The sequence below is a fragment of the Bradyrhizobium sp. LA2.1 genome (assembly GCF_040547725.1).
Taxonomy (GTDB): Bacteria; Pseudomonadota; Alphaproteobacteria; order Rhizobiales; family Xanthobacteraceae; genus Bradyrhizobium; species Bradyrhizobium barranii.
Genome location: NZ_JBEPQI010000008.1, coordinates 269,865 through 295,658 on the forward strand (window position 1 = coordinate 269,865; position 25,794 = coordinate 295,658).

General features: G+C 64.9%; 22 protein-coding genes and 1 pseudogene. 8 read left to right on the plus strand and 15 right to left on the minus strand.

From position 1 onward, the window contains the following. Positions 1 to 256: 256 nt before the first annotated feature. Positions 257 to 1,420: a CmpA/NrtA family ABC transporter substrate-binding protein gene (locus tag ABIB95_RS18255; RefSeq protein WP_354241002.1), complete on the minus strand. Its 1,164-nt coding sequence runs from the start codon at positions 1,418 to 1,420 to the stop codon at positions 257 to 259. Further along, positions 1,417 to 2,007 carry an ANTAR domain-containing response regulator gene (locus ABIB95_RS18260; protein WP_027559205.1) on the minus strand — a complete coding sequence of 197 codons (591 nt, stop codon included), beginning with the start codon at positions 2,005 to 2,007 and terminating at the stop codon, positions 1,417 to 1,419. The genes ABIB95_RS18255 and ABIB95_RS18260 overlap by 4 nt, the downstream gene beginning before the upstream one ends. Before the next feature lie 112 nt (positions 2,008 to 2,119). Here ABIB95_RS18260 and rimO point away from each other — a divergent pair, with 112 nt between their 5' ends. Continuing rightward, on the plus strand, positions 2,120 to 3,445 hold the full coding sequence (rimO, locus tag ABIB95_RS18265) for a 30S ribosomal protein S12 methylthiotransferase RimO (RefSeq protein WP_354241004.1): 1,326 nt from the start codon (positions 2,120 to 2,122) through the stop codon (positions 3,443 to 3,445). A 206-nt stretch (positions 3,446 to 3,651) separates the two neighbouring features. On the opposite strand, the pseudogene ABIB95_RS18270 reads toward rimO, so the two are convergent. From ABIB95_RS18270 to ABIB95_RS18290, 5 genes and pseudogenes are all read right to left on the minus strand, one after another. Continuing rightward, positions 3,652 to 3,777, minus strand: a pseudogene (locus ABIB95_RS18270) (hypothetical protein); the annotation flags it as partial. Then, on the minus strand, positions 3,774 to 4,193 hold the full coding sequence (locus ABIB95_RS18275; RefSeq protein ID WP_014495189.1) for a carboxymuconolactone decarboxylase family protein: 420 nt from the start codon (positions 4,191 to 4,193) through the stop codon (positions 3,774 to 3,776). The gene ABIB95_RS18275 and the pseudogene ABIB95_RS18270, both read right to left, overlap by 4 nt. Further along, a complete protein-coding gene (locus tag ABIB95_RS18280; protein WP_071913796.1) occupies positions 4,126 to 4,557 on the minus strand; it encodes a MerR family transcriptional regulator in 432 nt (143 codons plus the stop codon). The genes ABIB95_RS18275 and ABIB95_RS18280 overlap by 68 nt, the downstream gene beginning before the upstream one ends. A gap of 142 nt (positions 4,558 to 4,699) precedes the next feature. After that, positions 4,700 to 5,467 carry an SH3 domain-containing protein gene (locus ABIB95_RS18285; protein WP_166096616.1) on the minus strand — a complete coding sequence of 256 codons (768 nt, stop codon included), beginning with the start codon at positions 5,465 to 5,467 and terminating at the stop codon, positions 4,700 to 4,702. A 42-nt stretch (positions 5,468 to 5,509) separates the two neighbouring features. Further along, a complete protein-coding gene (locus ABIB95_RS18290) occupies positions 5,510 to 6,460 on the minus strand; it encodes a hypothetical protein (RefSeq protein ID WP_225048847.1) in 951 nt (316 codons plus the stop codon). A 115-nt stretch (positions 6,461 to 6,575) separates the two neighbouring features. Here ABIB95_RS18290 and ABIB95_RS18295 point away from each other — a divergent pair, with 115 nt between their 5' ends. Continuing rightward, complete coding sequence (locus ABIB95_RS18295; RefSeq protein WP_354241006.1) at positions 6,576 to 7,733, plus strand: tetratricopeptide repeat protein; 1,158 nt, start codon at positions 6,576 to 6,578, stop codon at positions 7,731 to 7,733. 284 nt (positions 7,734 to 8,017) lie between these two features. After that, the gene (locus tag ABIB95_RS18300) at positions 8,018 to 9,208 is read left to right on the plus strand and encodes an acetylornithine transaminase (protein ID WP_354241008.1); all 1,191 of its coding nucleotides are present in this window, start codon (positions 8,018 to 8,020) and stop codon (positions 9,206 to 9,208) included. A 115-nt stretch (positions 9,209 to 9,323) separates the two neighbouring features. On the opposite strand, the gene ABIB95_RS18305 is transcribed toward ABIB95_RS18300, so the two are convergent. From ABIB95_RS18305 to pcsA, 3 genes are all read right to left on the minus strand, one after another. After that, entirely contained in the window at positions 9,324 to 10,298 is a 975-nt protein-coding gene (locus ABIB95_RS18305; RefSeq protein ID WP_014495182.1) for a quinone oxidoreductase family protein, read from the minus strand. 81 nt (positions 10,299 to 10,379) lie between these two features. Then, complete coding sequence (locus tag ABIB95_RS18310; RefSeq protein ID WP_063983222.1) at positions 10,380 to 11,114, minus strand: TerC family protein; 735 nt, start codon at positions 11,112 to 11,114, stop codon at positions 10,380 to 10,382. Continuing rightward, the gene (gene pcsA, locus ABIB95_RS18315; RefSeq protein ID WP_071917447.1) at positions 11,111 to 11,878 is read right to left on the minus strand and encodes a phosphatidylcholine synthase; all 768 of its coding nucleotides are present in this window, start codon (positions 11,876 to 11,878) and stop codon (positions 11,111 to 11,113) included. The genes ABIB95_RS18310 and pcsA overlap by 4 nt, the downstream gene beginning before the upstream one ends. 87 nt (positions 11,879 to 11,965) lie before the next feature. On the opposite strand from pcsA, the gene ABIB95_RS18320 reads away from it, so the two are divergent. Further along, on the plus strand, positions 11,966 to 13,150 hold the full coding sequence (locus tag ABIB95_RS18320; protein ID WP_354241011.1) for a UbiH/UbiF family hydroxylase: 1,185 nt from the start codon (positions 11,966 to 11,968) through the stop codon (positions 13,148 to 13,150). A gap of 6 nt (positions 13,151 to 13,156) precedes the next feature. Here ABIB95_RS18320 and ABIB95_RS18325 read toward each other — a convergent pair whose 3' ends face one another. Next, positions 13,157 to 14,110, minus strand: a complete 954-nt coding sequence (locus ABIB95_RS18325) for an AEC family transporter (protein WP_028147872.1) — start codon at positions 14,108 to 14,110, stop codon at positions 13,157 to 13,159. Between the two features lie 106 nt (positions 14,111 to 14,216). Here ABIB95_RS18325 and hspQ point away from each other — a divergent pair, with 106 nt between their 5' ends. Next, positions 14,217 to 14,549: a heat shock protein HspQ gene (gene hspQ / locus ABIB95_RS18330; protein ID WP_014495177.1), complete on the plus strand. Its 333-nt coding sequence runs from the start codon at positions 14,217 to 14,219 to the stop codon at positions 14,547 to 14,549. A 96-nt stretch (positions 14,550 to 14,645) separates the two neighbouring features. Here hspQ and ABIB95_RS18335 read toward each other — a convergent pair whose 3' ends face one another. Continuing rightward, a complete protein-coding gene (locus ABIB95_RS18335; protein WP_135213671.1) occupies positions 14,646 to 15,470 on the minus strand; it encodes an invasion associated locus B family protein in 825 nt (274 codons plus the stop codon). A 272-nt stretch (positions 15,471 to 15,742) separates the two neighbouring features. Here ABIB95_RS18335 and ABIB95_RS18340 point away from each other — a divergent pair, with 272 nt between their 5' ends. The 3 genes from ABIB95_RS18340 to ABIB95_RS18350 all read left to right on the plus strand — a co-directional run bounded on the left by ABIB95_RS18340 (position 15,743) and on the right by ABIB95_RS18350 (position 20,405). Further along, positions 15,743 to 17,590: an extracellular solute-binding protein gene (locus tag ABIB95_RS18340; protein ID WP_354241014.1), complete on the plus strand. Its 1,848-nt coding sequence runs from the start codon at positions 15,743 to 15,745 to the stop codon at positions 17,588 to 17,590. Between the two features lie 4 nt (positions 17,591 to 17,594). Further along, entirely contained in the window at positions 17,595 to 19,097 is a 1,503-nt protein-coding gene (locus tag ABIB95_RS18345) for an AMP-binding protein (protein WP_354241016.1), read from the plus strand. An 84-nt stretch (positions 19,098 to 19,181) separates the two neighbouring features. Next, positions 19,182 to 20,405: a GGDEF domain-containing protein gene (locus ABIB95_RS18350; RefSeq protein WP_354241018.1), complete on the plus strand. Its 1,224-nt coding sequence runs from the start codon at positions 19,182 to 19,184 to the stop codon at positions 20,403 to 20,405. Positions 20,406 to 20,460: 55 nt separating this feature from the next. Here ABIB95_RS18350 and ABIB95_RS18355 read toward each other — a convergent pair whose 3' ends face one another. The 3 genes from ABIB95_RS18355 to ABIB95_RS18365 form a co-directional block, all read right to left on the minus strand. Then, positions 20,461 to 21,591: an acyl-CoA desaturase gene (locus ABIB95_RS18355; protein WP_354241159.1), complete on the minus strand. Its 1,131-nt coding sequence runs from the start codon at positions 21,589 to 21,591 to the stop codon at positions 20,461 to 20,463. Between the two features lie 296 nt (positions 21,592 to 21,887). After that, the gene (gene mfd, locus ABIB95_RS18360; RefSeq protein ID WP_354241020.1) at positions 21,888 to 25,406 is read right to left on the minus strand and encodes a transcription-repair coupling factor; all 3,519 of its coding nucleotides are present in this window, start codon (positions 25,404 to 25,406) and stop codon (positions 21,888 to 21,890) included. After that, a complete protein-coding gene (locus tag ABIB95_RS18365) occupies positions 25,403 to 25,693 on the minus strand; it encodes an FAD assembly factor SdhE (protein WP_028147879.1) in 291 nt (96 codons plus the stop codon). Before ABIB95_RS18365 ends, mfd begins: the two co-directional genes overlap by 4 nt. Between the last annotated feature and the right edge of the window lie 101 nt (positions 25,694 to 25,794).

A 25,794-nucleotide genomic window follows, 5' to 3' on the forward strand; every position in this document is an offset into this window, starting at 1 on the left:
CAAGAAGCCGGCTGCGCACCCAACGGTCCGGTCAGCTTCGTTGCTGCGGGACTTGGCTCAGCAGGCGTCTGTGACAAGCTGGCCGCACTGCAACATACAAGTTGCGTGCCAGCTTCGATGAAATGAAAATTTCTTTGATTTCATATGGATACAGACGAGCCCGGAAAATCGCGGTCCGGAACTCTCATGAAATTCGAGCAGGCGGCCCAAAATTTAGCCGATAATCTCGTCCGCCCAAAATTGATGCAGGACCGAATCAGGCCTTCCAGCGTCCGACCTCGAAGGCCTCCAGGTGCCCCCGGATGTTGCCGGGATCGAAGGCCGGGCCCGCAAATGCCCCGAACGCCGCGGGGGCTTCAGCGGGCGATTGCTGACCGAGGGCTGCGTCGTAGAGGTCGGGCCTGAACACGGCCATCGCCGTCTTGACGCCGTCAGGCGTCAACGCCGTTTGCCCCCAGCGCACCATCTGCGCATAGAGCCAGGCCGCCTGGACCGGATCGGGGCGCCCTGCCCCTTCGCGTCCGACCAGGAGATAGCGACCGCTCTCGCGGAGGGTGCCGTCGGGAGAAATCTTCAGGCGCCCGGTGAGGGTTCGCTGGATGACTTCGGCATCGACGCCGATCCGTTCCGGCTGCGCCAGGATCCGCGCCGCCTCAGACAGGTTCGCGGGGTTCTCGATGAACTCGGCGCCCCTCACGGCCGCGCGCACCAGCGCTGCCACCACATCCGGATGCTTGTCGGCCCAGACCTGACGAACCGCCAGCACCTTCTCTGCCGCGCGCACGAGAATGTCGGAGACGAAATGCAGGATGTGGCCGATGCCGAGATCGACCGCGACCGAGTTCCAGGGCGCCCCGACGCAGAACGCATCGACATGGCCATTGGCGAGGCTATCGACCATGTAGGGCGGCGGCAGTACCACGAGGCGCACATCCTCATCCGGATCGACGCCGGCCGCCGCCATCCAGAACCGGAGCTGGTAATTGTGGGTCGAGAACGGGAAGGTCATGCCGAAGGTCAGCGGATCGGCACCTAGCTTGCGACGCTTCGCGACGACCTTCGCCAGCGCTTTCGCCGTGACAAGCGGATCGAAGCGGTCACCGTCGATCTCCTCCATCAGCGCGGCATGGAGCGCCGGCGAGACCGTGATCGCGTTGCCGTTGATACCGAGGTTGAAGGGCGCCGCGATCGGCACCTTGACGTGGCCGAGCCCGAGCGAGGACGCGATCGCGACCGGCGCCAGCAGATGCGCGGCGTCGAACAGGCCGATATTGAGCTTGTCGCGCACGTTGGACCAGGAGACCTCGCGCAACAGCTCGACCTCGAGCCCTTCGGCGGCAGCAAAGCCCTTGTCGACGGCGACGATCAGGGCGGCGGCGTCGACCAGCGGGATGAACCCGATGCGGAGGGGACCGGTCATTTCAGCATCTCCGACGCGGTGATGATCGATTGCGCGATCTCGCCGATTTTCTTCTTCTCGCGCATCGCCGTGGAGCGCAGCAGCACGTAGGCCTCGTCCTCGGTGAGGCCCTTGACCTTCATCAAAATTCCCTTGGCCTTCTCGATGATCTTGCGGTCCTCGAGCTGCGACTTGGTGCGCTCCAGCTCCTCCTGGAGTTTTGCGAAGGCGTTGAAGCGGGACACGCAGAGGTCGAGGATCGGCTTGATGCGCTCCTTCTTCAACCCGTCGACGATGTAGGCGGATACTCCCGCCTCCACGGACGCCTGGATCGAGGCTGAATCGCTCTGGTCCACGAACATCGCGATCGGCCGCTTCACGGCGCGGCTGACCTGGAACATCGCCTCAAGCACGTCGCGGCTGGGGTTTTCCAGATCGATCAGGATGATGTCGGGATCCACCGCATAAATACGGGCGAGCAGGCTCTGCATCTCGCGGATATGGACGACCTGCGTGAATCCGGCCTCCCGCAACCCTTCCTCGAGGATCGCAGCCCGGATCGGGCTTTCGTCGACAATCACGATTTTAGGCGACTGTTCGGCGCTCATAGCTCACTCACCACCCGGCGATTCATCCATAGCATGCCGGAGGGCGATGCAAAGGGTTGTAATTATGGGCAATTGGGACTAGCTCAGGCCTGTCAATCAGGCAGATTTGGATATGGATCAGACGGCTGCGCCCAAGGTCAGCTTCGTGTCGCTCGGGTGTCCCAAGGCATTGGTGGATTCCGAGCGCATCATCACGCGCCTGCGCGCCGAGGGCTACGAGCTCGCCCGCAAGCATGACGGGGCGGACATCGTCATCGTCAATACGTGCGGCTTCCTCGACAGCGCCAAGCAGGAATCGCTCTCTGCGATCGGCGAGGCCATGGCCGAGAACGGCAAGGTGATCGTGACCGGTTGCATGGGCGCGGAACCCGAGCAGATCGAGCAAGCCTATCCCGGCGTGCTCTCCATCACCGGCCCGCAGCAATATGAGAGCGTGCTGGACGCCGTGCATCGCGCGCTGCCGCCCGCCCACAATCCGCATCTCGATCTGGTGCCGCCGCAGGGCATCAAGCTGACGCCACGCCACTACGCGTACTTGAAGATCTCCGAGGGCTGCAACAACCGCTGCACCTTCTGCATCATCCCGAAGCTGCGCGGCGATCTCGTCTCGCGTCCGGCCAATGACGTGCTGCGCGAGGCCGAGCGCCTCGTCGGCGCCGGCGTCAAGGAGCTGCTGGTGATCTCGCAGGACACCTCGGCCTACGGCGTCGATCTCAAATATGCCGAGAGCCCGTGGAAGGATCGCCAGGTCCGCGCCAGATTCCTCGACCTCGCGCGCGAGCTCGGCGAGCTCGGCGCCTGGGTCCGGCTGCAATATGTCTACCCCTACCCGCATGTCGACGAGGTCATCGCGCTGATGAACGAGGGCAAGGTGCTGCCCTATCTCGACATCCCGTTCCAGCATGCAAGCCCCGAGGTGCTGAAGGCGATGAAGCGCCCTGCAGCGCAGGACAAGACGCTGGCGCGGATCAAGCGCTGGCGCGAGGAATGTCCCGATCTCGCTTTGCGTTCGACCTTCATCGTCGGCTTCCCCGGTGAGACCGATGCCGATTTCGCCTATCTGCTCGACTGGCTGGATGAGGCCGAGATCGATCGCCTCGGCTGCTTCAAATACGAGCCGGTTGCCGGTGCGACGTCGAATGCGATCGAGAACCCCGTGCCCGAAGAGATCAAGCAGGAGCGCTACAACGCGCTGATGGCCCGCCAGCAGAAGATCTCCGCGCGCCGGCTGAAGCGCAAGGTCGGCACGCGCCAGCAGATCATCATCGACGAGGTCGGCCCGACGGTTTCAAAAGGCCGCTCCAAGGCCGACGCGCCGGAGATTGACGGCGCGGTTTATCTCTCCAGCCGCCGCCCGTTACGCGTCGGCGAGATCGTCACCGCGAAGATCGAGCGCGCCGACCAATACGACCTGCACGGCAGCGTCGCGGGGTTCTGACGGCGCCAACGATCGCGTCACCTCTCTTGCGGGTCGCTGCAACCGGATATGAAGAAGGTCGTCATGCCCGGGCTTGTCCCGGGCATCCACGTTCTTCGTGCCACTGGGCAATGCGTGGATGGCCGGGACAAGCCCGGCCATGACGCTGTGGAAGCCTCTGTGCCTCAAGCTTGCAGGGAGCAGACCGTCGCTGGGCTACAGCTCCGTCAAACCAGCCATTTCGGCACCCAGCGCTCCGGGCGTCGGGAGCGGGCGAGATCGGCCTGGGCTTCGGTCAGCTTGGCGGGCTCGCCGTCGATGGTCGGGCGCACATCGTATTCGAAGTTCGTCACGTCGCTTCCCCCGACGCCTGCCGTCCGTCATGCGCGGAAAACACCTCCTTGGCTGCGAACAGCCCGTTCACCGCCGCCGGGAAGCCCGCATAGACGGCCATCTGCATGATGATCTCCACGATCTCGTCGCGAGACAGCCCGACGTTCAGACCCGCCTCGATATGCACTTTGAGCTGAGGCGCGGCATTTCCGAGCGCCGTCAGCGCGGCGATCGTCGCGATCTCTCGATCGCGCAGGCCGAGGTCCGGGCGGCTGTAAATGTCGCCGAAGGGAAACTCGATCACGTATCGTGCGAAATCCGGAGCGATGTCGGCGAGTGAGGCGACGACCTTTTCGCCGGCTCTGCCGTCAATGCGTGACAGGGCCCGCTGGCCGCGATCGAAGCGGCTTTCGGCTTGTGTTTGGGCGTGCGTCATTTTCCTTCGTCCTCTGTTCATCGCCGGCATAACCGGAGATCTTGGTATCAAGGACGAGTAGGCATTCCTGGAGTTCGGCAATCTGCGTGCGAACCTGTTCCCGGTGGATTTCCAGCATCTGCCGCCGGGCTGGCCCGGTGGCATCGCCTTCATCACGAAGCGCCGCATAACGCAACATGTCCCGGATCGGCATTCCCGTGGTCTTGAGCCGACCGAGGAATGCGATCCATGTGAGGATCGATGCGTCGAAGTCACGCTGGCCGGAACGATCCCGGTCTGCGTATGGCAGCAGCCCGACGCGCTCATAATAACGCAACGTGTGCGTCGACAAGCCGGTTCGTTTTGCGAGGTCGCCGATCTTCATGTGTGCCCGTTCTCGTACTGACGCACGTACAGATACCCCTTCGAGCGCACTCTAAGTCAAGGGGGATCGCAAGGGGGATCGAAGGTGCCGTTCCCGCGAGGTCAAGACGGCGCGACAGCAGAAGAACACCGGTTCGACGCGACTAGTCGCCGGCAAAAAAGATTCCCTCGATGTCTTCCGCTTGCTGACCTCCGGCCAGACTGACCCAACCAGTCAGTCCATTCTTGTTCCGAACGAGGAAATGGTAGCGCTCGGACGAGTCCTCCTCACGTCGGTCGCTTGCGACGAGCACCTCAACGAACTCACCCTTCGGAATGGTGCCGACCGCATTCGTCGCAGCCTTATCGAAATAGAACGTCAAGTCATGCAGCGTCTTTGACTTGAGGCCGACGTAATGAAACGGCTGGTTAACCTCCTTCAACCGGTCGTCGTCAAGGCAGTACTTGCGTCGATGGTCGAACATCGTATTGACGTGACCGGAGGCGTAGACGCAACCGTCGCCGGGTATCTCGAATCGGAGGCCTTCGATCTGGTCTTGATAGAGATCGCCCGCGCCTCCAATCAGGTTAAATACGCAATTGTAGTCGGCACTACCGCCGGAGCTGCAGACAACCAGGAAGTACCTCTCCGACCGAAGGCGAAGCTTCGTTTCAAAAACGTAGGTGAGAATAACGCCGCCAGCATCGGCCTCATCGCTGTTTTTCTTTTCGTCCGGTGTGATCACGTGAGGCCGCGTGAGCGCGGGATCGGTAGCCAGCACGATCGGAAGGTCGGCAACGGCGCTTTCCACGAGCTCGGTTTGCGCGTCTGCGGCCGAGGCCGCTGACATCAGCAGGATCGCGACAATCAACCGGTGACAAAGGCCGCGCATCAGCGAACTACCCCGACGAGAAGCTAATTCAATCAGCAACCTGATTGCACGGCTCCGTGACGGGATTCTGACGGTGTTCCGTCACGCCAGCCATTTCGGCACCCACCGCTCCGGGCGCGGGGCGCGGGCGAGATCGGCCTTTGCTTCGGAGAGCTGCGCCGGCTCGCCGCCGATGATCGGACGCACATCGTATTCGAAGTTCGGCATGACGCGGCCGTCGACATAGAGGCCGAATTTCATCGCGTGCCACAGCCCGAGCTCGGGCTGTGCCTTGCGCATCTCCTCGCGCAGATCGCGCAGCAGCGATTCGATCGAGGCGGCCTCCTCGAACGGCTGCGGGCCGAGGGTCAGGACGCGGGCCTCGTACTGCTTGCCGACGATCGCGACCTCGAAGCGGGTCTTGTCCCAGGGCTTCTTGCCCTTGGGCAGATGCGCGGCGAGCCGCCAGCCGAGCTCGGCCATCAAGCGATGATTGGCCCAATAGTCTTCGCGATCCCGGCTCCATTTTTCCACGAAGCCGCGGAAATCGGGAAGCTCTGCAGCACCGTCGTCACACGCGGCCTTGTCGCCGATCGGCTGTCCCGCAAGCCATTTCGCGAGCTCGTCGGTCTGGCACTCGACCTCGTCATGCGGCTTGAGATCGCTCCAGGCCTTGTCAAATTGCTGTGACGTCAGCTTCGCCAGCAAGCCGTCGAGGCTCGGCGCGAGCAGCTCGTAGTCGCCCTCGGAGCCCAGCCCCACGATCGGCGGGTTGTCGCGATCAAGACCTGCGCCATACCAGCCGCCGACGGCCGAGCCATCCGGCAGCCGCATGAACAGTGAAAACCTGTCGCGCAAGGGACTGCCGTCGAAGATCGGCGCCTGATCGGAGAACTGGCCTTGCAGCGAGAAACGGCCGACGCTGCCCCACGGGCGCCCGTTCAGCCAATCGGCAAAGTCGACCAGCAGGGACGGCGCCTCGATGCCCGGCGGAAACGCGCCGCGAATGCTGTCGAGGTCGATCGGGTAAGGCGTATCGGACAAGGTCTTCAAACTATCTGGTTGGTCCCGCCTTCTTGGTCTGATCCGTGATGCATTCGGTTCGAACCAAGTCGCGTCCTTCGATCACAAACGCGCTAGAGGCGCAATGGTTTCGATGTGGAAAACAATGAAACACACTGAAACGTCAAGGATTCTCTTCAAGCTGTCTGCGATCGGCATCGCAATGGCCGTGTTCGCCCTGTCCGCCCCCGCCACCGCGCGATCGCCGTCAGCCGCGCAGGCACGCCAATGGTGCTATGGCGACGACGACGGGGGAAACGAGGATCAGCGCATCGCCGGCTGCTCGGCCGTGCTCAAGGCCGATCCCTCGAATGTGCGGGCGCTGGCCAATCGCGGCGAGATGTTTCGGCGAAAAGGCGACACGGAGCGTGCCCTGGCGGACTTCAACCGTGCCATCGATCTCGATCCGAAAGACGCCGACCTCTGGTACAATCGCGGCATCGCCCATGACGATCTCGGCGACACCGACCACGCCATTGCCGACTACACGCGCGCCATTCGGCTGAATTCCCGCGATGCGCTCTACTACAACAACCGCGGCAATTCCCACATCCACAAGAACGACTACGAGCATGCGATGGCCGACTACGATCAGGCCATCAAGCTCGACCCTAAATTTGCGCTGGCCTATTTCAATCGCGGCACTGCCTATCGCAACCATGGCGACGACGCTCGCGCACTGGCGGATTTCGATCTCTCGATCAAGCTCGACCCGAATTACGGCCCGGCCTACGGCAACCGCGCACGCGTCTTCCGCGACCGCGGCGACCGTACGCGTGCGCCGGTCGACTTCGCAAAATCGCTTCAGCTCAGTCCGAACAACGATCGCGATTTCTTTGCGCGCGCGAACATGTATTTCGACACCCACGACTATCCGCAGGCGCTGGAGGATTACGATCGCTCGATCAAGGCCAATGCGAGCTATCCGGGCGTGTTCAATTCGCGGTGCATGACGCGTGCGATCCTTGGCCGCCTGCAGGAGGCGCTGGCCGATTGCGAGCAGTCGCTGCGGATGGCTCCCAACGACCCCTATACGCTGGACAGCCGCGCCCTCACGTATCTGAAGCTCGGCAATCTCGACGCGGCGATTGCGGATTACGACGCGGCGCTGAGCGCAAAGCCTGAGCTCGACGGCTCCCTCTACGGCCGCGGACTGGCGAAGCGAAAGAAGGGCGACAGCGAAGGCGCTGAGCAAGACATCGCGGCCGCCAAGGCAATCAACGCCGGCATCGCGGACAGTTTTGCGCGCTACGGCGTTCAGTGACGTGCTCCCATCTCGCCGATGCACCCCGGACGGGTGTTCTTCAAAACGCCCGCTTGACAAGCCCTGCCCTTCGGCTGTAGGGACCCGCCCCATGATCAACGCTCGGACCCATCAGCGCACCGAAATGCTCCGCCGTCGCTTCCGCGACGACGAGAGGGTGCGCCATGTCCGACGACGCCGCTGAACCACTGAATTCAGCCGAGTTTTCGCAAAGGCCGCACCCGCAAGGTGCGGCCTTTCTGCTTTTTGCGCTCCATTTCCACCCGCCTCCAGAGGAGTTCGACATGACCACGCATCCGTTTGACGCGCTGATGGACATCACCGCACGGCCCAAGGCCGTGTTCGTCCGCGGCGCGGGCTCCTACCTCTGGGACGACAGCCGCAAGCGCTATCTCGATTTCGTGCAGGGCTGGGCCGTCAACTGCCTCGGTCACTCCCCGCCCGCGATCGCCGATGCGCTTTCCGCGCAGGCGAAGCGGCTGCTGACGCCGAGCCCGGCTTTCTACAACGAGCCGAGCCTGAAACTTGCCGAGCGGCTTGTCGCAAACAGCGCGTTCGACCAGGTGTTCTTTGCCAACTCGGGCGCGGAAGCCAACGAGGGCGCGATCAAGCTCGCGCGCAAATACGGCAGCCTGCACAGGAACGGCGCGTTCGAGATCATCAGCTTCGCAGGCGGCTTCCACGGCCGGACGCTGGCGACGATGTCAGCCTCGGGCAAGAAGGCGTTCGAACCGCTGTTCGAGCCGAAGGTCGCCGGCTTCAAGAAGGCGAAGCTGAACGACATCGCCTCGGTCGAAGAGCTGATCAACGACAACGCCGTCGCGGTGATGCTGGAGCCGATCCAGGGCGAGTCCGGCGTGTGGCCCGCGACCGATCAGTTCCTGAAGGAACTGCGCGCGCTCACCGACGCGCACGGCCTGCTGCTCATTTTTGACGAGATCCAGACCGGCATGGGCCGGACCGGAAAACTCTTCCACTACGAGCACACTGGCATCGCGCCCGACATCATGACGCTCGGCAAGGGCATCGGCGGTGGCGTGCCGCTGGCGGCCCTGCTGGCAACCGAACGTGCCTCCTGCTTCGAGCACGGCGATCAGGGCGGCACGTTCAACGGCAACCCGATCATGTGCGCGGCTGGGTTGGCAGTGCTCGAGGAGGTCTGCAAACCCGACTTCCTGAAGTCGGTCACCGAGACCGGCCTGCTGCTCGAAAGCGAGTTGCAGAAGGTCTCGGCCCGGCACGGCCTCGGCGGCGTGCGGGGACGCGGCCTCCTGCTCGCGCTCGACCTCAAGCTGCCGATCGCGCCAGGCATCGTCGCGCAGGCGTTCGAGGCCGGCGTGCTCCTGAACGCGCCGCAGCTCGACACGCTGCGCTTCATGCCGGCGCTGAACGTCACGCGGGCCGAGATCGTCGAGATGATTGATTGTCTCGACGGGATTTTGACCAGGGCCGGCGCGGCACGGCGGGTGGCGTAAACGCCCTCGCCGTCATGGCCGGGCTTGTCCCGGCCATCCACGCCTTGAAGCGCGGCACAAAGAACGTGGATGCCCGGGACAAGCCCGGGCATGACGACTTTGATGGAGCAACTTGCTACGGCTTCAGGATCGACGCGCCGGTGGTCTTGCGGCTTTCGAGATCGATATGCGCCTTGGCGGCGTCCTTGAGCGCGTAGGCGTGGTTGATCGGCACGTGCAGCTTGCCGTTGATGACGGCGGCGAACAGCGTGTCGGCGCCTTCCAGCAGCTCCTTGCGCGTTCCGACGTAGTCATTGAGCTTCGGCCGCGTCGCAAACAGCGAGCCGTGATTGTTGAGCTCGGCGATCGAGAACGGCGGCACGGGCCCCGAGGCATTGCCGAACGAGACGAACATGCCGCGCGGCTTCAGGCAGGACAGCGAGCCCGGGAAGGTCGCCTTGCCGACGCCGTCATAGACGACGTCGCAGCCCTCGTTGCGGCTGATCTGCTTCACGCGCGCGACGAAATCTTCCTCGTTGTAGAGGATGACGTGGTCGCAGCCATTGGCCTCCGCAAGCTCCGCCTTCTCGCGCGAGCCGACGGTGCCGATGACGTGCGCGCCGAGCGCCCTCGCCCATTGGCAGGCGAGCAAGCCGATGCCTCCGGCCGCGGCATGGATCAGCACGCGGTGATGCGGCTCGACCTTGAAGGTCTTGTGCAGGAGATACCAGACCGTCAGCCCCTTCAGCATCAGCACGGCGCCCTGCTCGTGCGTGATGTGGTCGGGCAGCTTGACCAGCTTCTCCCAGGGGATGTTGCGCTCGCCGGTATAGGCACCGAGATTGTGGTAGTAGGCCACGCGGTCGCCGGGATGAAAATGCGTCACGCCGGGCCCGACGGCGATGACCTCGCCCGACGCCTCGTTGCCGGCGATGAAGGGCAGCCCCGGCGCCTTGTAGAGGCCGGTGCGATAATAGACGTCGATGAAGTTCAACCCGACCGCATGCTGGCGGATGCGCACCTCGCCGGAAGCCGGCGCCGGGACATCGACGCTCTCATAGACCAGGGCTTCGGGGCCTCCGACCTTGTGCACACGGACGGCTTTGGTCATCACCTGACCTCCTCTCGGTCTTCTCGCCGCTGAGCGAAAGACATCGCGCCCGCCTTGTCAACTCGACCCAGATTGGAACGGCTAAACGGACGACTTGCGGACTTTCCTGCGGTTGCGCTTCGCCAGCACGTTGAAGAATTCCACCGCCGCCGAGAACGCAATTGCGAAGTAGATGTAGCCGCGCGGAATGTGGAATTGGAATCCGTCCGCGACCAGGGCGACGCCGATCAGCACCAGGAACGCCAGCGCCAACATCTTGGTGGTCGGATGCTCGGCGACGAATCGCGACACCGGCCCCGACGAAATGTACATGATCAGGCAGGCGATCACGACCGCCGCGATCATGATCTCGATGTCCTGCGCCATGCCGATCGCGGTGATGATCGAGTCCAGCGAGAACACGATGTCGATGACGATGATCTGGACGATCACCCAGAAGAACGCGCTGCCGCCGGACTCCCGATCGCCCTCGCCGTCATCGGCTTCGACCTCGGCGTGGATCTCGTGCGTCGCCTTGGCGATCAGGAACAGGCCGCCGCCGATCAGGATGAGATCGCGCCAGGAGAAGCCGTAACCCGAAAACGAAAACACCGGCGCGGTCAGGCCGATCAGCCAGACCAGCAGGCTGAGCAGGATGATGCGGAAGATCAGCGCCAGCGCGAGCCCGATCTGGCGGGCGCGGTGGGCCTGCTTCTCGGGGATGCGCGACACGATCACCGACAGGAAGATGACGTTGTCGATGCCGAGCACGATCTCGAGCGCGGTCAAGGTGAGCAGCGCGGCCCAGGCTTCAGGACTAGTGAGGAGGTGCATCATGCGAAGGATCTTGCCAGGCGGATCAAGGCGTCGCTGAAGCTGATCCAGAGCGCGATGGCGCAGAGCACGATGGTCACGCCGGTGCCGACGCGAAAATCCATCTCCAGCACATAGAGGCCGAGCACGGCCCAGATCGCGATCAGCGACATCGTCAGCCAGCGCAGCCGAACCACCCGCACCGGATGCAGCACGTGGAACGGCACGAAGGTCAGCACGACAAGCGCCGCGACCAGCAGCGTCGATACCAGCGGCGGCCAGTGCAGCAGGAACAGATAGAACGCCGCCGCATTCCACAGCGCCGGAAAGCCGCGGAAATGATTGTCGTCCGCCTTCATGCGCAGATCGGCGAAATATAGTGCGCTGGTGACGATGATGGCGATGCCGAGCAGCGGCGCGGCCACCGGCAGCAACAGCCCGCTCGCCACGATCGCATAGGCCGGCACGAACACATAGGTGACGAAGTCGACCACGAGATCGAGCACGTCTCCCGACCAGTTCGGCTGCACATCCTTGACCTTCAGCAGGCGGGCGATCGGCCCGTCGATCGCATCGATGATCAGGGCGACGCCCAGCCACTGAAACATCGCCGCCCAATGCTCGCGCACGGCCTCCAGCATCGCCAGCAGCGCGATGGCCGCGCCGAATGCGGTGAAGATGTGCACCGAGAAGGCCGCGGCGCGGATCGCCGGTCTCGGCTTCAGGGAATCCTCTTGGGTATCCATGGCTTCTGCTATCAGAATGAGACCGGTTTGCACATCCGCCATTGCGGCGCGCGGTCGCACAATTCGCCACAAAATCAAGGAAATATAGCCGGGCTTGAATTTGCCGCGCAGCATGTCAATTGTCGTTCCATGACAGATGCATCGACACTCCATGACGCGGCCGTGATCGGCGGCGGACCGGCGGGACTGGCGGCCGCCATCGCACTGGCGCAGGCCGGCGCGCGGACCGCGCTGGTGGCGCGGCGCATGCCCTACGCCGACAACCGCACCACCGCCCTGCTCGGCGCCTCCATCGATCTCCTGGAGAGCCTCGACGTCTGGCCGCGCTGCAAGGGCAAGGCGGCCGCGCTCGAAATCATGCGCCTCGTCGACGACACCGGCCGGCTGTTCCGGGCGCCGGAGGTCCGGTTCTCCTGCCACGAAATCGCGCTCGACGCCTTCGGCTACAATATCGACAACCGCTCGCTGATGCTGGCGATGGAAGAACGCGCGGCCGAGTTGCCTAACCTCGTCCGTTGCGATGACGAGGCCGAAAGCGTCGTCATCGAAGCCGACGACGTCGCGGTCCGCACGGCGTCCGGTCAATTCCTCTCGGCCCGGCTCGTGGTCGGCGCCGACGGCCGGCACTCGCTGTGTCGGGAAGCCGCCGGCATCGCGGTGACGCGGCGCGACCTGACGCAGACCGCGCTGACCTTCAACGTCGGCCACGCGCGCCCGCATCGCAACGTCTCGACCGAGTTCCACACGCCGCATGGCCCTTGTGTGTTCGTGCCCCTGCCCGGCGACCGCTCCAGCATCGTCTGGGTCTCGGCCCCCGCCAACGCCGAGCGGCTTCGCGGCTTGAGCGACGCGGAGCTGTCCGCCGCGATCGAGAAGCAGTCGCATTCCATTTTGGGACGCATGACGGTCGAGCCGGGCCGCAACCTATTCCCGCTGGCGATCGAACGTCCAAAATCCTTCGGGCGCGACCGCATCGCGCTGGTCGGCGAAGCCGCCCATGTGGTCCCGCCGATCGGCGCCCAGGGCCTCAACCTTGGCCTGCGCGATGCCGCTGACATCGCCAGGCTCGCGGGCGAAGCCATCGCTGCGGGCCAGGATCCCGGCGCGCCCGACGTGCTCAAGCGCTACGACCGGGCGCGGCGTCCGGATATCTTGAGCCGCACTTTCGCGATCGACATCGCCAACCGTTCCCTGCTCAACGATTTCCTGCCGCTCCAGCCGGTCCGCGCGGTCGGCATGCACCTGCTCGGCGCCATCGGCCCGCTGCGGCGCTTCGCCATGCGCGAGGGCCTGACCCCGACGTGGCGGCGGTAGGCTCGCTTACGGAAACGCCAGCCGGCCGGTCTGGATCGCCCACATCACGCTGGTCAGCGTGACCACCGACGCGAAGGTCCCGAGCAGCACCGCGACAGAGGCGGATTCGATCCAGGCGTCGTTCTGCCGGGCGATCACGAACACATTGAGCGCCGGCGGCAGCGAGGCCATCAGTACGGCGGTCGCGGCCCAGGGCTGCGCGAACGGTCCGAACGCCAGCATCAGGCCGAACGCGGCGAGCGGGTGGATCAACAGCTTCACTGCGATCACGCCCGGCACCTCCCACGGCACCCGGTTGAACGGGCGGAGCGCCACGGTCACGCCGAGCACGAACAGCGCGGTCGGTGCGGCTGCGTTCTGAAGGAACGTGATAGTGCGATCGAGTGCGACCGGCAACTCGATATGAAGCGCCGCTACGGCGGCGCCAAAGCAGGCCGACATGATCAGCGGGTTGAGCACGATCTGCTTCAGCACCACGCCGAAGGCATGGACCAGCGAGGGATGGTCGCGGTCGGAGAGCTCGATCAGCAGCGGCACGATCGTGAACAGGAAGATGCTGTCGCAGCAGAAGATCAGCGCGGTCGGCGCCGAGGCCTTCGGCCCAAGCACGGCGAGCGCCAGCCCCGGCCCCATATAGCCGATATTGCCATAGCCGCCGGAGAGGCCCGCAAGCGTCGCCTCGCGCAGCGTCAGCCGTCCCAGAACCTTGCCCACGACAAGCGCCAGGGTGAATGCCGCAACCGTGGACAGCGTGGTCGCGACCAGGAACGGCGGGTTGTTCAATTCCGCAAACGGCGTCTTCGACATGATCGCGAACAGCAGCGCCGGCAGCGACACGTAGAGCAGGAAGAAGTTCATCCAGGCGAGGCCTGATTCCGGCAGCGACTTGGCCTTGCCGCAAGCGAATCCAACAAAGATCAAGCCGAAATAAGGTAGCGCCAGATTGAGGATATCGATCATTGATGAAGTGTTTTCTGAAGATTTTGGGGCTATCCACCCCTTAGTCGAAGGTCAATTCCAGATCAGGGCACTAGCATCGGCCACAATCCTGGTCTATCGACGGGGAATGATTAAAGCGAGGACCGCCAAATTCCAGATCGGACAGGTCGTTCGCCACCGGATCTTCTCGTTCCGGGGGGTGATTTTCGACATCGATCCGGAATTCAACAACACCGAGGAGTGGTGGCTGTCGATTCCCGAAGAGGTGCGGCCTCACAAGGACCAGCCGTTCTACCACCTGCTCGCGGAGAACGCGGAGTCGGAATACGTCGCCTATGTCTCTGAGCAGAATCTGGTGCCTGACGATTCCGGCGAGCCGATCCGCCATTCCCAGGTCGCCGAGATCTTCATCAAGGACAAAACCGGCGGCTATCGCCCGCGCAATCCGTCGCTGAACTGAGCCAGCGCGCTTGAACTGAGTTTTGCCGCCATCAAGCGGCCAGCAAAAAAGGCGCTCGAACCGAGCGCCTTTTTCATGTCCGGGATTTTAGCCCGCTTACTTCTGACCGGCCGGAGCCGCGCCGGGCGCGCCACCGTTCTGCTCGAGCTTCTTGCGCTGCTCGTCGGCCTTCTTCTGAAGCTCTTCCTGAAGCTTCTTCTGGGTTTCCTCGAACACCTTCGGATCGGTCGGCGGACCGTCATAGGCCTTCTGGAATTCGCCGGCGAGCGGCAGCGGCAACGTCAAGGGCGCACCGTTCGCATTGATCGCCTGGACAACGAGGTTCTGGCCCTTCTTCATGTTGCCGATGAGCTCGGGCGTGGCCTCGTAGTCGGACATGCAGCCATTCTGGAAGCAGATCACGTAGGGGCTCTGCAACGGCGCATTGTTGTCCACGATGATGCGGGTGCCGTGCACGAGTTGCATGCCGAGCGGCAGCGTCACGCGCAGGATCTTCTTGGGTTCGCCTTCCGGCTCGATGATCACGGCCGCGATGACCGGCTGGCCCGACTCGATGCGGCCGTCCTTGCCGGTGAAGCAGACCTGCTTGGCGTTGGCGTCCTGGCCCTTGAGGCAGAACTTGGTCCAGGGGGCGTAGATCAGCTGGATCTGCTGATCGGCCGGCTGGGCCGCGGCGCCCTGCTGCGCCGGAGCGCCCTGCGCGGGAGCCGGCTGGGCGGGAGCCTGGGCAGCCGGCGCCGGAGCCTTGGGGGCAGCCTTCGGAGCAGCTTTCGGGGCCGCCTTGGGCGCGGCGGGGGCACCGGGGGCCGGCGCCGGGGTCTGGGCCTCAGCGGCAAACGGAACGGCCAATGCCGTCGCCGTCAACAAGGCGAGAAGTCGCCCGCGCGGCCGGACGGACGCGGCCAAGTAACGGAAATTCATTGCGGAAAACCCTTTCTGAACGGGAAGTGCCCGAACCGCTCCGAAGCGACGAACCTGGCCGCGTTGGGCGCGGCTCTCTCCCCGTCAATTGAGGCGGATAAGTGACGGGCTCGACGCTCTTGCGCGATTGCGTGCCTTCTTAACGTGGCCGACGAAAAGATCAATGCCGACAAGCGTCTTTGGCCACGCCTTGAACCGCTCCTGGGCCTGCTATCCGTGAAATTCCTTGTGATAGGATTCAGGCCCGCAGGTCCTCGAATCAACGTGTGCCGATGTCCATGTTCCAGCGCCTTCTCGAGGGCCTTCTTGAGGGCCTTGGCATCCGCCTCGGTCTTCTCGCCTTCGTCCTCGCCTCCGCGCTCTCCGCAAGCGGCGCAGGGGCTGAGGAAGCCCATGCCATCGCGATGCACGGCAAGCCGGCGATGCCGGCCGATTTCACCCACATGCCCTACGCCAACCCTGATGCCCCCAAGGGCGGCCGGCTGACCTGGGGCATTCTCGGCACCTTCGACAGCCTCAATCCCTTCATCGTCAGGGGATTGGCCGTGCAGCCGGTGCGGAACTACGTGGTCGAGAGCCTGCTCGCACGCGGCAATGACGAGCCGTTCACGCTCTACAGCCTGCTCGCCAGATCGGTCGAGACCGATGACGCGCGGAGCTTTGTCACGTTCCGCCTCGATCCCCGCGCCCGCTTCTCCGACGGCAAGCCGGTCCTGGCGGAGGATGTGCTGTTCTCCTGGCAGCTGCTGCGCGATCACGGCCGCCCCAACCATCGGCAATATTACGCCAAGGTCGCCAAGGCCGAGGCGCCCGACCCTCTCACCGTCCGCTTCGACCTGGCTGGCGCCAACGACCGGGAATTGCCGCTGATCCTCGGCCTGATGCCGATCCTGCCGAAGCATGCAGTGGATGTCGCGACCTTTGAGGAGACGACGCTGACCGGCCCGATCGGCTCGGGCCCGTATCGGATCATGGCGGTGAAGCCCGGCGCCAGCGTGACCTTGACCCGCAATCCCGACTATTGGGGTCGCGGCCTGCCCATCAATCGCGGGCTCTACAATTTCGACGAGATCAGGCTCGACTATTTTCGCGAGGCCAACGGCCAGTTCGAAGCCTTCAAGCGCGGCCTCTATGATTTCCGCGTCGAGCACGAGCCGCTGCGCTGGCACGACGGTTACGACTTTCCAGCCGCCAAAAGCGGCGAAGTGATCCGCGACACCATCAAGCCCGGCGTGCCGCAGCCTTCCGAATTCCTGGTGTTCAACACGCGCCGTCCGATCTTCGGCGACATCCGCGTGCGCCGGGCACTGACGCTGCTGTTCGATTTCGAGCTGGTCAACCGCAACTACTTCTTCGGACTCTATTCGCGCGTTGCCGGCTATTTCGCCGGCTCCGACCTGTCGGCCTATGGCCGGCCCGCGGATGCGCGCGAACGCGAGCTGCTGACGCCCTTCGCCGCGCAGATCCCGCCCGACGTCATGGACGGCAGCTACCGCCTGCCCGTCACCGACGGCTCGGGGCGCGACCGGACGACGCTGCGCGCCGCACTCAAGCTCCTGTCGGACGCCGGCTACGATCTCGACGGCACCGTCCTGCGCAACCGCGCGACAAAAGCCCCCTTCACCTTCGAGATGCTGGTGACGACCCGCGACCAGGAGCGCATCGCGCTCGCGTTCCAGCGCGACCTCAAGCGCGCCGGCATCGAGCCGAGCGTTCGCGCGGTCGATCCCGTGCAGTTCGACCAGCGCCGGCTCGGCTACGAGTTCGACATGATCCAGAACCGCTGGGACCAGTCGCTGTCGCCCGGCAACGAGCAGTATTTCTATTGGGGCAGCGCTGCCGCCGACAATCCGGGCACCCGCAACTACATGGGCGCCAAAGATCCCGCCGTCGATACCATGATCAACGCTCTCCTCGAGGCCCGTGATCACACGGCCTTCGTCTCGGCTGTGCGGGCGCTCGACCGCGCCCTGATCTCCGGTTTCTATACAATCCCCCTGTTTAACGTATCCGAGCAATGGATCGCGCGCTGGAATCGGATAGAACGGCCAAAGGCCACTTCGCTGTCCGGCTACCTGCCGGAGACCTGGTGGTCGAAGGGGCAGCCGCAAGCGAAGTGACGCCGTGAATCAGCCAGCCGTATCGCCGACGCTCGACACGCTGTTTCAGCGCACGCTGATGCGGCAACCGCACGCGCCCGCCCTGCTCGATCCCCTCAACAAGGCCCGCGTGACCGGCCACCAGCCGCGGCGGATGACCTACGCCGAGGCCGACACCGCCATCGAGGCCCTGTCGGCGCATTTCGTCGAATCGGGCCTGCCGGCCAATTCCGTCATCGCGATCCAGCTGCCTGCTACGGTCGAGTTCGTGCTGACAGTGCTCGCCGCGCATCGCGCCGGGCTCGTCGTCGCGGTGCTGCCGCTGCTCTGGCGCCATGCGGAACTGAGCGCCGCGCTGAACCGCACCGCGGCGCGCGCCATCGTCACCATGAGCAAGGTCGACGGCGTCAGCTATTCCGACCTCGCAATGCACGCCGCCGCGGAGGCCTTCTCGATCCGCTACGTCTGCGGTTTCGGCGCCGACCTGCCCGAGGGCATGGCCTCGCTCGACGACGTGCTGGCCCGCCCGCCGGGCACCACGCGCGCCGTGATCCAGGACGGCCGCAAGGCGGCGATGATCTCCTTCGACGTCACCGCGGAAGGCTTTCGCCCGGTGCCGCGGCCGCATTTCAGCCTGATCGCCGGCGGGCTCGCGATGTCGCTGGAAGCCGACATCAAGCAGGGCGCGACCGTGATGGCGGCGTTCACGCCGATGTCGTTCGCGGGCCTCGCCTCCTCGCTCGCGGTGTGGCTGCTCTGCGGCGGCACGCTGGCGCTGCATCATCCCTTCGAGAACGACGTGCTGGAACAGCAAATCAACGAGCACGAATGCGAGGTGCTGATCGCCCCCGCGCAGCTCGCGCTGCGGCTCGGCGATGCCGATCTCGCGGCGCGGATGCCGAGCTTGCGCAACGTCATCGGCCTCTGGCGCGCGCCCGAGCAGGTGGCGGCGAGCGATGCCTGGATCGCGCCGCATGCACCGCTGACCGACGTCTATCTGTTCGGCGAGGCCGGGCTGTTCGGCGCCCGCCGCGGCGAGGACGGCATGCCTGTTGCGGTGATGCCCGGGCCGCACGGCGCCCCGCGCGAGCAGTCCGGTTCCTCCATCGCCGGCGAGATCCTGCTGACGCCCAGGGGCACGCTCGGCCTGCGCGGAGCGATGGTGCCGATCGCGGCCTACGCGCCGCCGCAGCCGGTCGGCGACACGCTGACGGCGCAGCCGCCGCGCGATTATGTCGACACCGGCTATGCCGCGCGGCTCGACCGTCCGAGCGGCGCGATCTGCATCACCGCACCGCCCTCCGGCATCATGGCCGTCGGCGGCTACCGCTTCCTGTCCAACGACCTCCAGGAATGGGCGCGCCGGCTCGGCCAGGGCGCCCTGCTCACCGCACTGCCCGACCGGCTCTCGGGTCACCGGCTCGCAGGACGGGCGCAAGACAATGCCCGCGCCCGCGAAGCGCTCAATGAACTCGGGCTTAACCCCCTGATGGTCGAGGCTTTTCGCGACCGCTCCGGGCCGGTTTAAGCGCAGTTTCGACCCATCCATTGACGCCGCATTAAGGCAACCGGACTAGATTGCGCAGCATCTGTTGCGTGATCAGAGTTTGCGATGTCCCAGGCGGGCCCGATCCTGTTTGTGTCCAACGCCCAGCGGCCGCCTTTCATTGCGGCACTGGACGAGGCCCGTCTGTTTCCCGTCGTCGACGCCGACTGGGCCAGCGCGGCGCGCGCGGTCGAGCAGGTGCAGCCGGCCGCGGTTCTCGCCGCGATGCATGTCGGGCACGAGCCCCATTTGGCGACGCTCGCCAGGAAGATCGCGGACCAATCGCCCTACCTGCCGTTCGTGGCGCTCGATGCTGCGGGCACGCTGCCGCAGAACGCCCTGCCCTTTTCCTCGCGCGGCGGCAATTCCGACCGCCTCGTCGCGCGGCTCCGCGCGGCGCTGCGCGTACGGACTCTCCATGCGACGGTTCTGCGCCGGCTGCCGGACGCGAAAGTCGGGTTGCCGGAGGGGGATCCGGCCCGCGATGCAACGGTGCTCCTGATCGGCCGCGGCGCAGCCTATCCTGCGCTCTCGGTCGCGCTCGGCGAACGCGTCGGGGTCGTCGGCGCGCTCTCGATCGAGGCCGCGGCCAAGCATCTCAACACCCGCGACATCGATGGCGTCGTACTCGCCGAAGGTTTTACCGCGCGCGTCACCGACGCCTTCCTCACGGTGCTCGCCGAAGACACCCGATTCCGCAGCCTGCCCGTGGTTGTCACCGCGCACCAGCTCGCGCAGACTTACGACCTGCCCAATCTCGAGCTGATCCCCGGCATGCCGGCGATGGTCGCCGCCAACGCGCTGCCGCTGATCCGCCAGCACGCGATGGAAGCGCAACTGAGCCGCACGCTGCGCTCGATCGATGCCGGCGGCTGGCTCGACCCGCGCAGCGGCCTGCTCACGGTGGAAGCTTTTGCCCGCGATTTCGCCAAGGCGGTCGAGCAGGCTCTTGCCCGCGGCGGCGGCCTCTCCGTGGCGCGCTTCGCCTTCGAGCCCGGCAATTCCCGCGCCCAGCTCGACGCCGCGCGGATCCTGAGCCGCCTGATGCGGCAGATGGATTTTGGCGTGGCGCAGAAAGACGGCTCCGTCATCGTCGTGTTCGCGGAGACCGACTTCCGTACCGCCCACATGATCGCCCGCCGCCTGTCGGCGGTGATGCGGCACACCTCCAATGGCAAGCACGAGATGCGCAGCGATCCCGTCGTCAGCGTGGACTCGCTGTCGCCGTCGGATACGGCGCGGTCACTGCTCGGGCGTCTCTCAGCCGACGCGTCGCGCGCGGCGTCGTAGTCGCGCGTCAGCAATCCCTGATCACGAGCGCGCCCCTTGTACGGGGATCGTCGCGCTAAGCGCCACCATTCGCGCCCGATTTCGGGGCGGCCGCCAGAGCGGGAGTGGCCAGGAGAAAGCCGACAGTCTCTTTCAGGAGCTCGTGGGCCCGGTCGACGATGTCGTCCAGCGACATCGTCTTTGCGAACATGCGCTGCGCTTCAGCCAGCAACTGGTCGCGAGTCGGCATGGTGGACAGACGCAAATCGGCACGCTGCTGCAACAGAATGATCGCGTCCCGGACCGACAATTCGGTCTCATGGATCGACGTCTTGATCGCCTGTGCGATGTGTTCAGGATTGAAGCGAGCGGCGAGCTGCTCGGCCGCCTGCTTGATCACGCGTGATCCCAACCGGTGCTCATTGCGCAGGACCTGCTTGGGCGGCATCTTCAGATCCCGGACAATCCCGAGCCAGGACAATGCCACCAGGATATAATAGGTGAGATCAATCTCGTACCAGTGGAAGCCCTGTCGAGCACTGGCCTGATAGGCGTGGTGATTGTTGTGCCACCCCTCGCCCATCGTGACGAGAGCGAGCAGCCAGTTGTTGCGGGAATCATCACCGGTCACATACCGCCTGCGGCCGTGAACATGTGCGAGGGAGTTGATGCAGAACGTGCCGTGATACACGAGCACCGTGCTCCAGAGGAAGCCGACCACGAGTCCTGACCACCCCGCAATGAGGAAGCAGAGGCCCGCGAGCACGAATGCCGGCAGAAGCTCCAGTTTGTGCAGCCACATCAACTCGGGATACGACGCCAGATCCGATACTTTCACCAGATCGGTTGCATCGTGCTGCCGGTAGAAGATCCAGCCGAGATGACTGTAGAGGAAGCCCTTGTGCCGGGGCGAATGCACATCCTGCGCCGTATCCGAGTGAAGATGATGATGGCGATGTTTGGCAGCCCACCAGAGGACGCTTTTCTGAGCGCTACTCTGGGCCAGGAAGGCCAGGATGAACTGAAACACCCGGCTGGTCGCGTAAGCCCGATGCGAGAAATACCGGTGATAGCCGGCGGTGATCGCAAACATGCGCAACCAGTACAGAACCGCGCAAATGGTAACGGCTTGCCACGAGACGCCCGACCAGATCGCCGCGACGCATCCCGCGTGGACCAATATGAACGGCAGGACCTGCGGATACATGACGTCGTCGTGTTCGTCACCGTGTTCCTGGCCTGAATCAATATTGATAGACACGCTCGCGACCTCAGAAGTTTCAATGGGCGGGGCAGCCCCGCTTTGCGGTACAAAAAACCCGCGGCCGGTAAACCAGTCGCGGGTCACACGAATCAGGTCATCAGTCGGGCACGCTATCAGCGGCGAGGCCAAATCGTCGGCCGAACTCGACGAATCGAACATGGCTGTCGTTCGATCATTCCGCAAGTGGCCATATGCCGCTGTCTTGTATCCGAGTACCGCTCCGGTGGCGCTCGGAACAATTACGCCGCCTTCTTGCTCTGCGCCAGCTGTGCCAGCTGCCGCATGATCTCGGTGGTGCCGGCGAGACGCTCTTCCGGTGTCTCCCAGTCCTGCAGGAACACCACCTTCATGTCCGGCCGCACCTTGGCGGCCTGGCCGTAGCTGCGGATGAACGACACCAGGCGATCGGGGTGGGCGAACGAATTGTCGCGGAAGGCGATGACCGCGCCCTTCGGTCCGGCATCGATCTTCCCGACATTGGCCGTGCGGCAGAACGCCTTGATCGCGGCGACCTTGAACAGATAGCGCACCTCGTCGGGCAGCACGCCGAAACGGTCGCGCATCTCGGCGCCAAAGTTCTCGATCTCCTCCTCGGTGTCGAGATCGGCGAGCCGCCGGTACAGCGACAGCCGCACCGAGAGGTCGCCGACATAGTCTTCCGGAATGAGCACGGGCATGCCGATGGTGATCGAGGGCGACCAGTGGTCGGCGGCGGGCTCGGACACGCCGGCCTTGAGGTTGACGATCGCCTCCTCCAGCATCGACTGGTAGAGCTCGAAGCCGACTTCCTTGATGTGGCCGGACTGCTCCTCGCCGAGCAGGTTGCCGGCGCCGCGGATGTCGAGGTCGTGCGAGGCGAGCTGGAAGCCCGCGCCCAGCGTCTCCAGCGATTGCAACACGGTGAGCCGGCGCTCGGCCTGCGCGGTGATCTTCTGCTGCGCCGGCAGCGTGAACAGCGCATAGGCCCGCAGCTTGGAGCGGCCGACGCGGCCGCGGAGCTGATACAGCTGCGCCAGGCCGAACATGTCGGCACGATGCACGATCAGAGTGTTGGCGTTGGGAATGTCGAGGCCGGATTCCACGATGGTGGTCGACAGCAGGATGTCGAACTTGCCGTCGTAGAAGGCGGTCATGATGTCTTCGATCACCGCGGGCGGCATCTGGCCGTGCGCGACCGCGACCTTCATCTCCGGCACGTTCTTGTCGAGGAAGTCCTTGACCTCGGCGAGGTCGTCGATGCGCGGCACCACGTAGAACGCCTGGCCGCCGCGATAGCGTTCGCGCAGCAGCGCCTCGCGGATCATCAACGGATCGTGCGGGGCGACGAAGGTGCGCACCGCGAGGCGGTCGACCGGCGGCGATGCGATGATCGAGAGCTCGCGGACGCCGGTCAACGCCAGTTGCAGCGTGCGCGGGATCGGCGTCGCCGACAGCGTCAGCACGTGCACCTCGGAGCGAAGCGCCTTCAGCCGTTCCTTGTGGGTGACGCCAAAATGCTGCTCCTCGTCGACGATGACGAGGCCGAGATCGCGGAACTTGATCGCCTTGCCGAGCAGCGCGTGGGTGCCGACGACGATATCGACCGAGCCGTCGGCAATGCCCTTCTTAACCAGGTTCAGCTCTTTGGTCGGGACCAAGCGCGAGGCCTGCGCCACGTTCACCGGAAAGCCCTTGAAGCGGTCGGTGAAGGTCTTGTGGTGCTGGCGGGCGAGCAGCGTGGTCGGCACCACGACCGCGACCTGCTTGCCCTCGAGCGCGACGGCAAAGGCCGCGCGCAAGGCCACCTCGGTCTTGCCGAAGCCGACGTCGCCGCAGATCAGCCGGTCCATCGGACGGCCGAGCTCGAGGTCCTTCAAGGTCGATTCGATGGCGCCGAGCTGGTCTTCGGTCTCGTCGTAGGGGAAGCGCGCACAGAACTCGTCGTAGAGGCCCGGCTGCACCGGCAGCTTTGGTGCCTCGTGCAAATGGCGCGCGGCGGCGATCTTGATCAGCTCGCCCGCGATCTCGCGAATGCGGTTCTTGAGCTTCGCCTTGCGGGTCTGCCAGCCGCTTCCGCCCAGACGATCCAGCTCGACCGTGGTCTGGTCGGAGCCGTAGCGCGACAGCAGCTCGATGTTCTCGACCGGCAGAAACAGTTTTGCGTCGGCGGCGTAATGCAGCTCAAGACAGTCATGCGGCGCGCCGGCGACGTCGAGGGTTTGCAAGCCGATGAAGCGGCCGATGCCGTGGTCGGCATGGACGACGATGTCGCCGGCGGTGAGGCTCGTCACCTCCGAGATGAAATTGTCGAGCTTGCGGCTGGCCTTGCGCGGCCGCACCAGGCGGTCGCCGAGGATGTCCTGTTCGCTGATCAGCGCGATCTCATCGGTCTCGAACCCGGCCTCCAGGCCGAGCACGGCGAGCATGGTCTCGTTGCGCGGGGTCGCCTGCACCGTCCGCCAGGCGTTGACGCTGGTGGTGTGGGTCAGCTTGTGGTCGCGCAGCATCGAGGTCATGCGGTCGCGCGATCCCTCGCTCCAGAGCGCGATCACGACCTTCTTGCGCTGGGCATGCAGCGCCATCACGTGGCTGACGACGGACTCGAACACGTTGACGGTGGCGTCATTGCGTTCGGGTGCGAAGTCGCGGCCCTTGCGCGCGCCGGCATCGACGATCGTCACACCATCGGCCGGAACCGAAAACTGCGTCAGCCGCACCAGCGACATCTCGCTTTCGCGCCTGGTCCATTCCTCGTCGGTGAGATAGAGCCTGTCGGGCGGCAGCGGCTTGTAGATGGCACCGCCGCCGGGATGCTCCATCGCATCGCGGCGGGCTTCGTAGTAATCTTGGATCTGCTTGAAACGCTCGCGAACGGCGTCCTCGGCCTGAGGCTCGATCGCGATGGCTGCGCCTTGCAGATAGTCGAACAGCGTGTCCATCCGGTCCTGGAACAGCGGCAGCCAGTGCTCCATGCCGGGATGGCGGCGGCCCTCGCTGACGGCCTCGTACAGCGCATCGTCGCGCTCGGGCGCGCCGAACTCGGCGACATAGCCCATGCGGAAGCGGCGGATGGTGTCGGTGACGAGCTGGAATTCCGAGATCGGCACGAGGTCGAGCGAGCGCATGTCGAGCATCGTGCGCTGGGTCTCGGCGTCGAAGGAGCGGATCGATTCCAGGCTGTCGCCGAAGAAGTCGAAGCGGACCGGCTGGTCGAGGCCGGCCGGAAACAGATCCAGGATACCGCCGCGCACGGCATATTCGCCGGGCTCGCGCACGGTCGAGGAGCGGTTGTAGCCGTTGTGCTCGAGCCAGGCGACGATGGTGTCCATCGGCACCACGTTGCCCGGCGCAACCGACAGCGCCTGCGCGGCAACGAGTTCGCGCGCAGGGACGCGCTGCAGGATTGCGTTCACCGTGGTCAGCACGATCAGCGGCTTGTCGCTGCCGGTCAGCGGCGCAAGCCGCGCCAGTGTGGTCAGGCGCTGCGCCAGGATGCCGCCATGCGGCGAGACGCGGTCATAGGGCTGGCAGTCCCAGGCCGGAAAGGTCAGCACCGGCAAATCGGGCGCGAAGAATTGCAGCGCGCGCTCGAGCTGCTGCATTCGCCCGCCGTCGCGGCAGACCACGGCAAGGCTGACGGCCGGTTTCTTCGGCCGCGCGGCGATGGCGCGGGCGAGATCGGAGATGACGAGGCCCTCGGCGCCCTCGGCAACATTGGCAAGCGTCAGCGCGCGGCCGGGCGTGAGCAGCTCGGCCGGCGACTTCATCCCCTGTTTCATAAATCGCCGTCCGTAATCGGGAACGCCTTGATGCGGGCAAACAGCGCGCCGGTGACATCAGCTGGCAGCACCTTGTCACCGGTGATGGCGGCATAGAGATCGGGATCGGACTCTTCGAGCAGGGTCTCGAGCTCGGTCAGCTCGTCGTCGGACAGATTGCCGATCTCGGCATCCGCGAAGCGGCCCAGGATCAGGTCCATCTCGCGCGTGCCGCGGTGCCAGCAGCGGAACAGAAGCCGCTTGCGGCGATCGTCCAGCCCGTTGCTCGATCGTGTCGTTCCCGTCATGTCTCAGATCCAGTCAAACGCAGAAAGCCCGGACGTGCCGGGCCGGGGTGATATAGCCACTCGGACCGCCCCTGTCAGCCCTCGATTTGGCATGGCCCGCT